General features: G+C 60.9%; 8 protein-coding genes. 3 read left to right on the top strand and 5 right to left on the bottom strand.

Features of this window, described 5'->3' with window-relative positions; translation table 11 throughout:
* Positions 1–80: 80 nt before the first annotated feature.
* Positions 81–665 (top strand): TMEM175 family protein, encoded by a 585-nt coding sequence (locus ACRWA7_RS21660; protein ID WP_438395971.1) that lies wholly within the window; start codon positions 81–83, stop codon positions 663–665.
* Positions 666–728: 63 nt separating this feature from the next.
* Positions 729–1,202 (top strand): metallophosphoesterase family protein, encoded by a 474-nt coding sequence (locus ACRWA7_RS21665; protein ID WP_438395973.1) that lies wholly within the window; start codon positions 729–731, stop codon positions 1,200–1,202.
* Positions 1,203–1,224: 22 nt separating this feature from the next.
* Here the strand turns inward: ACRWA7_RS21665 and proP are convergent, their stop codons facing one another.
* From proP to argA, 3 genes are all read right to left on the bottom strand, one after another.
* Entirely contained in the window at positions 1,225–2,691 is a 1,467-nt protein-coding gene (gene proP, locus ACRWA7_RS21670) for a glycine betaine/L-proline transporter ProP (protein ID WP_060816935.1), read from the bottom strand.
* A gap of 611 nt (positions 2,692–3,302) precedes the next feature.
* Positions 3,303–3,578, bottom strand: coding sequence for an oxidative damage protection protein (locus ACRWA7_RS21675; protein ID WP_062876899.1), 276 nt, complete (start codon positions 3,576–3,578; stop codon positions 3,303–3,305).
* Positions 3,579–3,672: 94 nt separating this feature from the next.
* The gene (gene argA / locus ACRWA7_RS21680) at positions 3,673–5,043 is read right to left on the bottom strand and encodes an amino-acid N-acetyltransferase (protein ID WP_438395974.1); all 1,371 of its coding nucleotides are present in this window, start codon (positions 5,041–5,043) and stop codon (positions 3,673–3,675) included.
* Between the two features lie 22 nt (positions 5,044–5,065).
* Here argA and hrpA point away from each other — a divergent pair, with 22 nt between their 5' ends.
* Positions 5,066–10,051, top strand: a complete 4,986-nt coding sequence (gene hrpA, locus ACRWA7_RS21685) for an ATP-dependent RNA helicase HrpA (RefSeq protein ID WP_438395976.1) — start codon at positions 5,066–5,068, stop codon at positions 10,049–10,051.
* Between the two features lie 68 nt (positions 10,052–10,119).
* Here the strand turns inward: hrpA and ACRWA7_RS21690 are convergent, their stop codons facing one another.
* Both ACRWA7_RS21690 and ACRWA7_RS21695 read right to left on the bottom strand, forming a co-directional pair.
* The gene (locus tag ACRWA7_RS21690) at positions 10,120–10,656 is read right to left on the bottom strand and encodes an outer membrane protein assembly factor BamE (RefSeq protein ID WP_157766563.1); all 537 of its coding nucleotides are present in this window, start codon (positions 10,654–10,656) and stop codon (positions 10,120–10,122) included.
* An 86-nt stretch (positions 10,657–10,742) separates the two neighbouring features.
* The gene (locus ACRWA7_RS21695) at positions 10,743–13,403 is read right to left on the bottom strand and encodes a YadA-like family protein (RefSeq protein WP_438395977.1); all 2,661 of its coding nucleotides are present in this window, start codon (positions 13,401–13,403) and stop codon (positions 10,743–10,745) included.
* Positions 13,404–13,578 lie beyond the last annotated feature (175 nt).

Here is a 13,578-nt window from a genome sequence, read left to right on the forward strand (position 1 = left end):
TGCAGCGCGCGCGTGCGCCGCCGTACAGCGCCACGCTGCGCGTTCAGGTCGGTTCAGTCATGTAACGAGCGAGGACGCAGATGGGTACGAACCGGATCGAAGCATTCAGCGACGGCGTGATCGCCATCATCATCACGATCATGGTGCTGGAACTCAAGGTGCCGCATGGCGCCGATCTCGCCGCACTCGGCACGCTGATTCCCGTTTTTTGCGCTTATGTGCTGAGCTTCGTGTATGTCGGGATCTACTGGAACAATCATCATCACCTGATGCACGCGGCCAAGCGGGTCAATGGCGGCGTCCTGTGGGCGAACCTGCACGTATTGTTCTGGCTGTCCCTGCTTCCGTTCACCACCAACTGGATGGGCGAGAATCACCTCGCGTCCTGGCCCACCGCGCTATACGGTTTCGATCTCTTCATGACGGCGGTCGCGTGGTTCATCCTCACGCGTGCACTGATAGGCTTGCATGGCGCGAACTCCATGCTCGAGCGCGCAATCGGATCCGACATCAAGGGCAAGCTCTCGGTAGTCCTTTATCTCGTTGCAATCGCGGCGTCCTTTGGGGAGCCATGGATCGCGGCAGCCTTGTACGCGATCGTGGCTATCGTCTGGCTCGTGCCCGATCGCCGGGTGGAAAAAGTGCTGATGACCGAGGAGCCATGAGAGCCGCTGAGACCGGCATGATCGGTGCTACGCTTCGGGCGTGAAGTCCTGTGAGCGAAGCCCATGTCATCTACCGTTCGTGCCATTCGCATCGGCGTCATCTCCGATACTCACAACCTCGTGCGCCCCGAAGCGCTTCACGCGCTGCGGGGCTGCGAGCACATCATTCACGCGGGCGACATCTGCAGTCCCGCCGTGCTCGATACGCTCAACAAACTCGCGCCTGTCACCGCCGTTCGCGGTAACAATGACTCAGGCGCGCGTATCGATGAACTCCCGGAAGCCGTGACCCTGCGCTTGGGCGAGACGGCGATTCATGTCGTGCACGATATCGCCGATGTCCCCAGGCGGCTCGACGGCATCGATGTTGTTATCACCGGTCATTCGCACAAGCCGCTGGTCGAGCGCCGTGGCGCGACGCTTTTCGTCAATCCGGGCAGCGCCGGTCCGCGCCGCTTCAAATTGCCGATAACGCTCGGGATCATGGTGTTAGAAGGCGGCGCGGTGGACGTCGAGATCGTGACGCTGGTGGAGTGACACCTGCGCCGCTGGATTTCTCTTACGCGTGCGCGGTCGCGTCCGTCAAGCGCTCGTCCATCTCGGCGGCTTGCCGCACCCCACGTAACACGGCGTGCGCCTCCGAGCGCGAGCCAACCGACGGCGGCGAACCCTTCAACGGCTTTCTTGCGGTTTCGTGCAGCGCGAGGACCGAAACAACGCCGATCACCGACGCGCCCATCAGATAGTACGCGGGCATCATCAGGTTTCCGGTCGATGAAACCAGCCACGCCGTCACGAGCGGCGTCGTGCCGCCGAAAAGCGACACCGAGACATTGAAGCCGATTGCGAGCGCGCCATAGCGGATCTTCGTCGGGAACAGCGCGGGCAGTGCCGAGGGCATCGCGCCGGTAAAGCACGACAGCAGTACGCCCAGAATCAGCATGCCGCTGAAAATCGGCAGCACGTCGCCCATGCGGATCAGCGTGAGCGCGGGCATCGAAAGCAGCAGGAGTCCGACGCATCCGAACAGCATCACGGGCTTGCGGCCAATCTTGTCGGAAAGATGACCGGCGAACAGCGTCATCGGCATCATCAGCACCATCACGATCAGCACAATGAACAGGCCGTGCGTTTCGTTGAATTTGAGCGTGGCCGACAGATAGCTCGGCAGATAAGACAGCGCCATGTAATCCGTGACGTTGAAGATCAGCACGAGCCCGACGCATTGCAGCATTGGCTTCCAGTTTTGCAGCAGCATGTCGCGGAACTGGTCTTTCGGCGTGCTGTGCGCCTCGGTTTCGCGCTTGTCGGCTTCGCGTTGAAACGCTGGCGTTTCCTCAAGCTTCAGCCGGATATACAAGCCGATCAAACCAAGCGGCCCGGCGATCAAAAACGGAATGCGCCAGCCCCACGAAAGCAGCGATTGCTCGGACATGGTCGCGGTCAGTATCGCCACGCAACCGGCGCCCAGCACATAACCCACAAGCGTGCCGAATTCCAGGAAACTGCCGAGGAAGCCACGCCGCTTGTCCGGCGCGAATTCCGCGATGAAGGTCGCCGCGCCGCCATATTCGCCGCCGGTCGAGAAGCCTTGCAGCAGCCGCGCGACGAGCAACAGGATGGGCGCAAAGATGCCGATGCTGCCATAAGCTGGAATCAGGCCGATGCAGAAGGTGCCAACGGCCATCATTATCATGGTCATGGCGAGTACGCGCTTGCGGCCGATGCGGTCTCCAAGCGGCCCGAACACCATGCCGCCGAGCGGGCGCACGAGGAACGCGGCCGCGAAAGTGCCGAAGGTGGCGATCAGTTGCGCACCCGGATTGCTCGACGGAAAGAACACCTTGCCGAGCGTCACCGCAATGTAGCTGTACACGCCAAAGTCGAACCATTCCATAGCATTGCCGATCGCCATGGCGCCGACAGCGCGCTTGAGAAGCGCCTTGTCGACGATGGTGATATCGGCGAGCGCCAGGTCTTTTTCGGTTTGAGGTTGTCGCCAGAGGCCGTCGTTCGGTGTTGCCATGAAGAAAAGCTCCAGGTGTGTCGCCGATCCGCCCCGCGGACGGTCAGCCTGTGCGCTTGGGCGCACGTTGCCGGGAAAGTGCAGTTTCGCGACGAGGCGAGGGGCAGTGCCTTGGATTTCGCCAACGGATTGAGGCGCTGTGCATGCGCCGACAATGCTCTTGAGCCAAGCTCATGACCCGCAACGATGGTCGCGAAATGACACTTCGTGGTACCGCTTGAATTGAAGGCTGGACGCAACGAAACCCGTTCAGGCGCCGCGTTTTTTGCGGCGGTACGGCGGTTTGCTGTATCGCGGATTGAGAAGGCCTGGGAACAACGTCCACGGACAGATCAGGACCCGTGGAAGCCTCCAAAATCACTTGCCGGTATCTCTTGAATGACGCTTGGGGCAAAGGCTTCAGCGCTTTGCTTCGGGCTCGGTCTTGAGAAATTGACTTTGAATTGCAGTTGGAAAGAAGGAGATGTTAGCACGATGCAAGAAGATGCGCAAATGGCCACGCAGCGGGACCTTTTTCGAGACAGCGTTCCGGGCGTCCTGAAATGGAAAAGCCGGTCTCGGGAGACCGGCTTTCATCACGCACTTTCCGCCTCGGGCAAGGCGGCCGTGGACTAGCTTTGCGCAGGCGGAACGTAGCCTTGAGCGGTATCGGCGCCTTCACCGAAGAAGTACTTTTCCGTCTGCTTCAACAAATACTGGCGCGCGCGCGGATCGGCCATGTTCAGGCGGTTCTCGTTGATCAGCATGGTTTGCTGCTTGAGCCAGCCTTGCCACGCTTCCTTCGATATCGTTTCGTAGATCCGCTTGCCGAGTTCTCCCGGCAGCGGCGGAAAGTCGAGTCCTTCGGCTTCCTTGCCGAGCTTTGCGCATTGAATCATTCGAGCCATCTGTCATTCTCCTGTAGCGGGTTATCTGGACGCTTCGTTTTGCGGCGCGTGACTTGCGCTGGCAGCCGGTGCAAAGCGTCTCTGATTAAAGTTGTTAGAGCTGTTTCATCAATACGAGCGATTTGCGTTGCCAGTTGTAGAGGCGGCGCCGGTCTTCCGGCAAATCGTCGACGGTCACCTTCACAAAACCGCGCTTGAGAAACCAGTGTTCGGTACGCGTCGTCAGCACGAAAATATGCGTGAGACCGCGCGCCCGCGCGCGTTGTTCGACGCGCTTGAGCAGCCGCTCGCCGTCGCCCGCGCCTTGCGCTTCGGGCGAAACGGTGAGGCAGGCCATTTCGCCAATGCGTTCCTGCGTGTACGGATACAGCGCCACGCAGCCGAACAGCACGCCGTCGTGCTCGATCACCGAGAAATGATCGATGTCGCGCTCGATCTGATGCCGGCCACGCCGCACGAGCGTGCCGTCCATTTCCAGCGGCTCGATGAGCGTCAAAATCCCGCCGACATCATCTGGCGTGGCTTCGCGCAGGCTTTCCAGATTCTCATACGAGATCATCGTGCCAACGCCGTCGTGCAGGAACAGTTCCAGCAGAATGCTGCCGTCGAGCGCGTAGGGAATGATGTGCGCCCGCGCCACGCCGCCGCGGCACGCGCGAATGGTGTGCTTCAGGTAGAACGCGGCGTCGCCCTGCAATTCACCGCTTTCGTGCAGGCGGTAGGCGTCATCGAGCGACATTTCCCGCACGAGCTCGTTGTTTTCATCGACCAGACCCGGGGTTTCGGTCAGGAAAATGATCTTGTCGGCCCGCAGTGCGATGGCTGCCGCCGAAGCGACATCTTCCATCGATAAATTGAATGCCTCGCCCGTGGGAGAAAAGCCGAGCGGCGAGAGCAGGACAAGCTTGCTGCTGGTGAGCGAATGGCGGATGGAATCGCCGTCGATCTTGCGGACCACGCCCGTATGCTGGAAATCGACGCCATCCAGAATGCCGACCGGCCGCGCTGTCACGAAATTGCCCGATACCACGCTGATGTGCGCGTGCGCCATGGGCGTATTGGGCAAACCCTGGCTGATCGCCGCTTCGATATCGAGGCGCACTTCGCCAGCCGCTTCTTTCGCGGATTCGAGCGCGCGGGCATCGGTGATTCGCAGGCCGTGCGAAAACTCCGACTCCACGCCATGCAGGTTCAATTGTTCTTCGACCTGCGGTCGCGAGCCGTGCACGAGCACGACGTGAATACCCATGGCGTGCAACAGTCCGACGTCCTGAACCAGGGCGTTCAGCCTGCCTTCCTGCACCAGCTCCCCGCCGAACGCGACCACGAAGGTCTTATTCCGGAACGCGTGGATATAAGGGGCGACGGAACGCATCCAGTCGACAAACTGGGCGTGTTGATCAGGCGCTTCTGGCTCGGCGGAAACCGGCGGCTGCGCGGCGGGGAGGTCGGTCTGAGTATTCATGCCGGGATTATAATGCTGCGCTATGCCGAATGTTTCTAAACGTCCCGCCGATGCGGACAAGCTTGACCCCCAGGAGCAGTTGAAAAAGCTGCGTGAAGCCCTGCTGCGCGATGCCGCGGCACGCGAAGGCGATGGGGAAAACGACGTGGAAGATTCTGCCGGTAACGCCCAGAACCGCAAGAAGGAAGCGGCCGCGCGGCGGTTTGCGGGGGCATCGGGGACGTCTGGCGGTAGCGGAAAACCGGCTGCGGGACCAGGAACGACTCGGGCGGTATCGAAAAAAAATGTTGCGACAGTGGCGACAGGTGGAAAGGGGCCGGGAAATTTGCCGGCCGTTTCGACCGGTAAGCCGAAAGGATCGCCGGCTTCCGCCCAGAAAAATGAAGTGCGCGGCGGGTTGTCGGTGTTGTCGTCTTTGGCGGAGCTGGCTGGGTTGACCAGCAAGGCGGCATTGCCTGAGTCCTCGACGGCTAGTGCGCGAGGACTCGCGGAATCGGCGGAAAAGCCAGCCGCAAAAAAAGTAGTCCGGCCACCCTCGACTCCACCAGCCGTGCGGCAAGCTCCCAGCACGATCGATTCTTCGCCGCCTCGGCGCGAACATGCGCCTGCGGGCGAGTCGGCACGTGGGAAACAGGTGTCGCGCGGCCGCGAACACGACGTTACCGAGAGAAAAGAACCAAAAGTTTCGCTCGGAACCGAGAGGAAGCAGGGCGCTTCCGTGCCTCCCATGGTGGAGCGCGTGCACGAGTTTCGAGCAGCGCCGCCGAGGCGCGACGCGAAGCCGGATAGCAACAACAGCGGTGATCGCCGTCATGCCACGTCGCTGCAGAGCGCAGGGGCGATTGCAACTCACAATCCGCGGCCCGGGTCGGCCGAGAATTCTTCCGTCGTTGATCAGAGCAAACGTACCGCCGCGGATGCTGTAGCCGGAGACGACTTCTCGGCAAAGCGCAGCCAGCCCAGGGGCATCGTTCGCGATCGCACTGAAACCGGTGCTGGCCAACCGCGTGCGACTCATAACGCCCCGCGAAGCACGCGGCCCGACCTTACTCCTGCGCGTCCCAACGCCCGCCCGCAAAACCACGACAATCCGCGCCCGGTCCGGGTGATCGCGCCGAATCCGATTCCACCGATTCATTTTCCTGAAGCGCTCCCCGTTTCGGCCCGACGCGATGAAATTGCCGCCGCGATCCAGGCGAACCAGGTCGTGATCGTCAGCGGTGAAACAGGATCGGGCAAGACCACTCAATTGCCGAAAATCTGTCTCGCGCTCGGCCGTGGCCTCGGCGCGGGCGGAACGGGCCTGATCGGACATACGCAGCCTCGACGGATCGCGGCATCGGCGACGGGACGGCGGATCGCCGAAGAACTCGGCACGCCTTTTGGCGAGGTTGTCGGCTACAAGGTCCGATTTACGGACAACCTGTCGCCCGGCGCCTCCGTGAAACTGATGACGGACGGCATCTTGCTGGCGGAAACGCAGACCGACCCGCTGCTCGCCGCATACGACACCATCATCATCGACGAAGCGCACGAGCGCAGCCTGAACATCGATTTCCTGCTTGGCTATCTGCGCGAAATCCTGCCGCGGCGACCGGATTTGAAGGTGATCGTGACATCGGCAACCATCGATGCCGATCGGTTCGCGCGGCACTTCGGCAGCGATGAAAAACCCGCGCCGGTGATTGAAGTAAGCGGGCGCCTGTATCCGGTGGAAGTGCGGTATCGGCCGATTGAAGAGACAAGCGCCGCGGTGAAGTCGGCGCAGGGAACGAACGGCCCAAATCCAGGCGCGACTAGTGCCAACGCTCAGAAAGACCGTCCGAAAAACCAGCGTGAAAACGATCGCGACCTGATGGAAGCCATCGTGGACGCCGTCGACGAACTGTGTCGCGAAGGTCCTGGCGACGTCCTCGTTTTCCTGCCCGGGGAGCGCGAAATTCGCGAAGCCGCCGAGGCGTTGCGCAAGCACCATCCGCCGCACACGGAAATCCTGCCGCTGTTCGCGCGCTTGTCGGCGGCCGATCAGGAGCGGGTGTTCAAGGCGTCGAACGCGCGGCGCATCGTGCTGTCGACAAACGTTGCGGAAACATCGTTGACGGTGCCGGGGATTCGTTATGTCGTCGATACCGGCCTCGCTCGCGTAAAACGCTATTCGTATCGCAACAAGGTGGAGCAGTTGCAGATCGAGCCGATCTCGCAAAGCTCGGCGAATCAGCGCGCGGGCCGCTGCGGTCGGGTGGCCGACGGCGTGTGCATTCGCCTTTACGAAGAAGACGACTACGCCCTGCGCGCGCGATTCACCGATCCGGAAATCCTGCGCTCGTCGCTCGCGTCGGTGATCTTGCGGATGAAGTCGCTGCACCTGACGGCCATCGAAACGTTTCCGTTTCTCGAGCCGCCGCCCGGCCGCGCGATCGCCGATGGCTATCAGTTGCTGAACGAACTCGGCGCTGTCGACGACGACAACGCGCTCACGCCGCTTGGCCGCGAACTCGCGCGTTTGCCGCTCGACCCGCGCGTTGGCCGGATGATCCTGGCCGCCCGGGATCACCAGTCGTTGCGCGAAGTGTTGATCATTGCGAGTGCGTTGTCCGTGCAGGACCCGCGCGACCGGCCGATCGAGGCGCAGGAGCAAGCCGATCTCGCACACAAGAAATTCGCCGATGAACGCTCGGAATTCCTGCAGTGGACGAAAATCTGGGCATGGTTCGACGACGCGATCGCGCACAAGAAGTCGAACAAGCAACTCACCGACGCCTGCCGCGCAAACTTCCTGAACCACGTGCGCTTGCGTGAATGGCGCGACGTGCATTCGCAACTGCTGACTGTCGTGCGCGAACACGGCTGGCGGTTGAACGAACCGGAAGCCACGTTCGAGCAGATTCATCTCGCGCTGCTGACGGGTTTGCTCGGCAACGTCGGTCTTAAGGCCGACGACGAGCCGTATTATCTCGGCGCTCGCGGCATCAAGTTTTATCTGTGGCCGGGGTCAGCGCTTTTGAAGAAGGCAGGGCGGTGGGTCGTCGCGGGTGAACTTGTCGAGACGAGCCGTTTGTACGCGCGCTGCATTGCGAAGATCGAGCCCGAGTGGCTTGAACAAGTCGGCGCACATTTGTTGCGCAAATCGATCGCCGAGCCTCATTGGGAGAAAAAAGCCGCTCAAGTTGCGGCCTTCGAGCGCGCCACGCTGCACGGCCTGACGGTTTACGCCCGTCGCCGTGTGAGTTTCGGCAAACAGGATCCGGAACGTGCGCGCGAGTTGTTCATTCGCGGCGCGCTGGTTGATGGCGAGTTCGAAACGCGTTTGCCCTTCTTTGCGCATAACCGCAAATTGCTCGCGGATATTGAACAGTTGGAGCACAAGTCGCGCCGTCAGGACGTGCTCGTCGATGACGAACTGATCTTCGGTTTCTACGATTCGCTGATTCCCAAAGGTATTTATTCGGGCGCGGCATTTGAACGGTGGTACCGGGACGAAGAGAAAAAAGAAGGGTCATCGCGCCTGCTGTTCCTGTCTCGCGACGACCTGATGCGTCACGAAGCTGCAGGCATCACGACTGATCTGTTCCCGAAACGGATGACCATGGCCGGTATCGAAATGACGCTGACCTATCACTTCGAGCCTGGTTCTCCGCGCGACGGCGTGACGCTGACGGTGCCTTTATTCGGCTTGAATCAAGTCGATGCCCGGCGTTCCGAATGGCTCGTGCGTGGCATGCTGAAAGAGAAAGTGCAGCTGCTGCTGAAGTCGTTGCCGCAAAAACTTCGACGCCATCTTGTGCCGCTGCCCGAATTTTCGGCGGGCGTGGTCGAGCGGCATAGCGGAAAGACATTCGGCGCGGGTGGATTGCTCGAAGCGCTGATCACCGATATTCGCGAACAGACGCAGATCGCGATGAAACCGTCGGACTTCAAGCTCGAATCGCTGCCGGCGCACTTGTTCATGAATTTCAAGGTCATCGACGAACACGGCCGGCAACTCGCGATGGGCCGTAACCTCGCGCAGTTGCGCTCGGAACTCGGCGGCCAGGCTCAGCAGCATTTTCAAAAGCTTGCAGCGGCCGCGACGCTGGACATCGGCAGCGACGCAGCCGTACCGATTACGCGAAACACCGCCGCATCGGATTTGTCGGGCAGCAGTTCGAGTACCGCGCTGTACGAAAACCTGACCACTTGGGACTTCGGAAAACTCCCTGAACTACTCGAAATTCGACGGCGCGGGCAGACACTTTTTGGGTATCCCGCGTTGGTCGATCGCGCGACGCATTGCGACGTCGAGGTATTCGATTCGCCGGAAGAGGCAGCGAGAATTCATCGCGCGGGTTTGCGCCGACTATTCGCGCTGCAGTTGCGCGAGCCGATCCGCTATCTCGAGCGCAACCTTGGCGGCTTGCGCGAGATGTCCTTACATTACATGGCGCTCGGGACGCAGGAGGAGCTGGCGAGCCAGATCATTGAAACAGCATTGGATCGCGCGTGCCTGCAAGACCCGCTTCCCGATAACGACGTGGATTTTTATGCACGGCGCGATCAGGGGAAAAACCGGCTGACGCTGCTGGCTCAGGAAATTGCCCGGCTCGCCGCGCAGATTCTGATGGACTACGCAATGGTGACGAAGAAGCTGGCGCAGGCCAAATCGTTCGGCACGCCGTATGCGGATATGGCCACGCAGCTGAACGCGTTGATAGGCAAGCGTTTTATTATCGATACGCCTTATGCGCAGCTATCCCATTTCCCGCGATACCTCAATGCAATGGCATTGCGTATCGACAAGTTGAAGGCGGATGCGGCGCGAGACGCGCGGTTGTCGGCGGAGATTGCGCCGCTGCTGCAAAATTATCAGAGGGCGATTGCACAACGCGGCGGGGTAGCGGATGCGCGACTGAGCGAATACAGATGGTTGCTGGAGGAACTGCGGGTGTCGCTATTTGCGCAAGAGCTTCGCACGCCCATGCCAATATCAGTCAAGCGCTTGTATAAGGTCTGGGATTCAATGCAGCGATAAGCGATAGGGAAAATAAAAAGCGCGAGACACGGCTGAATGCCGGCTCGCGCCTTGAAAGTCCTGCAGAATTATTTTGCTGTTTCCACTTCAATACTGAGTGGCGCGCCGGAAAGAACAACAGGTTCGGTGCTAACCGGACCGCTTGCCTGCGTGCTGACTTGCGCTACAACGTACTTCTGCCATTTACCATCGGCAAGCGTTTCCACGTTGTCACCGCATTTCCGATAGAAATTACGAGCTTCATCTCGCGAAGTGAACACCGCTTTCAACTGACACACCATTTGCGGCGCGCCGGCGTCATTTGTGACGTTCAACACATAGTCCCATTCGCGAACGCCGAAGAAACCCTCGCTGAATTGCGGATTACCGAGAAGGCTCGCAACCTGGTTCTTGGTCATGCCGGGCTTGAGTTTTCGCAACGCTTCGGTCAGGGGGTAGCTGCCGCCGATATTCGACGCCGACGAAGGCGCCGGAAACACCAGTTGGTCTTGACCGCCGTTGTTCGAAAGGCGGCTGCCCGTGCCGCACGCTGACAACCCAAGCGCCACGACGAGCGCGGCTGCGAAGGGAAGTGCACGCGATGGTTTGCTGAGAGTGAGGTTCATCTCTTGATCGGATTCCGTTGTTTTCGTTAATTCGATGTCGCGGGCTTCCAGCCTGCCCGCGACACACATCCTTTTACTGACTGGCTTTACCAGTGCATGCCTGCGCCCACCGACACGCCGAACTGACCGCGCGTGCTCGTGGTGCCGCTTACCTTGTAAGCCCAGACGCCGTTGTCAGAAAGCTGCGATACACCGATCGCCACTGCCGACTGCCCGCCATACGTACCACCGCCGATCGCTACCATGCCGCGGCCGGGCAACACGGCTTGCGGCAAACCTGCGACCGCGAGTGCCGATGCCGTGCCAGCGTAGGCGTCGCGGCGCGTGCCTTCGGTCTTCGAGTCGGTGTAGTCGTTGGCCGACTTGAGCGTGCTGCCGGTGCTCTGGTTCAACTGATTCACGTTGACCGCGTCGGTACCCTGCGTGCCGGCCGCGACGTTCGTGATCTGACGTTCGCTGCCGGCGGCGCCGACCGAGACCGTATTCGCGCGATCTGCAACCGAGTTCTGGCCGAGCGCCACGGTGTTTGCGGCCGATGCTTGCGCGCCGTTGCCCATTGCCACCGAACCGGAGCCGCTCGCCAAGGCGTTTTGGCCAAATGCTGCTGCGTTGTCAGCGGTAGCTTGAGCGCCGCTACCCACGGCGACGGAACCCGCTCCTGTAGCGACTGCCTGTGCGCCCACAGCAATCGAGTGCACGCCGGTTGCCGATGCTGCGTCCGTGTCTCGCGAACCGTCGGCGCTGAATAGCGGATCTTTTGCATCGATGACAGCGTTATTGACCGCGCTTGCGACTGCGTTGTTGACTGCGTCGCCCATGGACGCATTCACTTGACCGATGGCGTCGTTCAACTGGCCAACGTTCACAGCGTCGGTTGTATCCACGCCTGCCGCGACGTTGTGGATACTCGTGCCGCCATTGCCTTCCAGCGTCGCGTTTTGATGGTCCACCGAGCCGTCCGCGTTTCGGTCGTACTTGACTGCACCGTCGCTCGCTGCCGTCGCAGCCGCGATCGCCGCAGAAGACTGGTCGCTTACTGCCTTCAATTGGGCGACGTTGACGGCGTCATTGTCTGCGGCACCGGGCGCAACACCGCTGATGGTTCGGCCACCAACGTTGACTTCACCGGTCGAGCTCTGCGATCCGGACAAGCCGTAAGCCGCGTAACCGGACTGAGCGCCGATGATTGTCGCTGATCCCGCACCGAGCGCTACGCTGTTGTCGTGATTTGCAATTGCGTTGTTGCCAATTGCAATGGAGTTCGCGAATGCTGCGTTCGCGGCGTTGCCGACTGCGACAGCATTCTCTCCCGCTGCATTAGCCTTGTTGCCGGCAGCGAATGAATTAAAGCCCTGTGCTTGTGCAGACGTACCAAGGGCAACGGCATCGGCTGCGGAAGCAACAGCAGAGCGACCGACGGCGATCGACTCAGTTTGGCTCGCCGATGCACTGGGGCCTACCGCGATCGCGTTTTCAGCGGCTGCTGAGTTGGTGCCGACGGCAACTGCTCCGATTTGGGCAGCATATGCAAACGAACCAACCGCGACGCTGCTCAGACCGGCGGCGGTAGCACTGGTGCCAAGTGCGCTTGATTGGAGGCCGGATGCCACGGCATTCGAACCCAGTGCGGCGGAATTGGTGCCGGAGGCGATCGACGACACACCTGCTGCGACTGCATTGTCGCCTGCTGCGTTTGCTTCATAACCTGCAGCAAACGAGCTTGCGCCCTGCGCTTGTGCAGAAGTGCCGAGGGCAACCGCATCGGCTGCCGAAGCAACGGCAGAGCGCCCGACGGCGATCGACTCTGTTTTAGTCGCCAATGCACCGGCCCCTACCGCGACAGCGTCTTGGACAGCTGCTGACATGGTGCCTACTGCAACAGCCCTGTCTTGGGCTGCATACGCGAACGATCCGACCGCGACGCCGCCGACACCGCTGGCCGTAGCACCGGTACCAAGTGCGCTTGACTCGACGCCGGATGCCAGAGCGTTCGAGCCCAGCGCGGTCGCGATTGGGGCTTGGGCCTGAGCCGAAGCCCCAATCGCCGTTGCCCCCTGGCCAGCCGCAGTGGCGTTAGCGCCCAGCGCGGTCGCGATTGGGGCTTGGGCCTGAGCCGAAGCCCCAATCGCCGTCGCTCCCTGGCCAGCCGCAGTGGCGTTAGCGCCCAGCGCATTGGAAGCTTCTCCTGAAGCCACGGCGTTCATGCCTATCGCGCTCGCCTGTGCTGCTGAAGCTGTGGCTTTGCTTCCAAGAGCAACGGTGTAGTCACGCTGTGCCAAGGTGTTATCGCCGATAGCCACCGAGCTAGTTGCCGATGACATTGAATAGTTACCAACAGCCACCGCGTTGACGCCTTGAGCTGTAGAGTAGGTGCCGGCAGCTGTACCGTTTGCACCGTTCGCTCGTGCTCCCGTTCCGATGGCGGTTGCTCTGCTCGCGGGAGCTGTGGCCTCGTTGCCGATCGCCGTGGAGCGGTCGCCGGCAGCTACTGCATCTTCCCCGGCGGCATACGCGTTAGCTCCCGTCATTACGGGGGCAGCCGCTAATCCTACTGACGGGGAAGTCCAGTCGTCGCTGACCTGCGCATGTGCGGACGACGCGACCATCAGGCCGCCGATCATCGCGACTTGCGCAATAACCAGCTTGCCCGCTGTTGACGAGCGCTTGCTCTTCGATTTCGATGTCTCGGAGGCCGCAACCCATGTCCCCGAGGTTTCGTTCCAGACCGCTTTAAAAATTCTATTCATAAAAGAAGGATGTCTAACAATTTGACAAATACATGTCGGATTGATTGGTAGAACATTCGCGTTTGTGCCCGCACTCCTGGGGCACTGAACGTGAGCATTCCCGATGACGGGGATTTCCCGTCTGCAAATTCTGGCCCGCTTGGGCGTTAAACAGGGTGCCTACGTTGCTGCGCTT

The sequence above is a fragment of the Caballeronia sp. DA-9 genome (assembly GCF_051615025.1).
GTDB classification, from domain to species: domain Bacteria; phylum Pseudomonadota; class Gammaproteobacteria; order Burkholderiales; family Burkholderiaceae; genus Caballeronia; species Caballeronia sordidicola.

Excerpts from the sequence above, each read along its gene's own strand:
- ACRWA7_RS21695 (WP_438395977.1), bottom strand. The coding sequence starts at position 13,403 with ATGAATAGAATTTTTAAAGCGGTCTGGAACGAAACCTCGGGGACATGG.
- hrpA (WP_438395976.1), top strand. The coding sequence starts at position 5,066 with ATGCCGAATGTTTCTAAACGTCCCGCCGATGCGGACAAGCTTGACCCC.
- ACRWA7_RS21660 (WP_438395971.1), top strand. The coding sequence starts at position 81 with ATGGGTACGAACCGGATCGAAGCATTCAGCGACGGCGTGATCGCCATC.
- ACRWA7_RS21690 (WP_157766563.1), bottom strand. The coding sequence starts at position 10,656 with ATGAACCTCACTCTCAGCAAACCATCGCGTGCACTTCCCTTCGCAGCC.
- ACRWA7_RS21675 (WP_062876899.1), bottom strand. The coding sequence starts at position 3,578 with ATGGCTCGAATGATTCAATGCGCAAAGCTCGGCAAGGAAGCCGAAGGA.
- proP (WP_060816935.1), bottom strand. The coding sequence starts at position 2,691 with ATGGCAACACCGAACGACGGCCTCTGGCGACAACCTCAAACCGAAAAA.
- argA (WP_438395974.1), bottom strand. The coding sequence starts at position 5,043 with ATGAATACTCAGACCGACCTCCCCGCCGCGCAGCCGCCGGTTTCCGCC.
- ACRWA7_RS21665 (WP_438395973.1), top strand. The coding sequence starts at position 729 with ATGTCATCTACCGTTCGTGCCATTCGCATCGGCGTCATCTCCGATACT.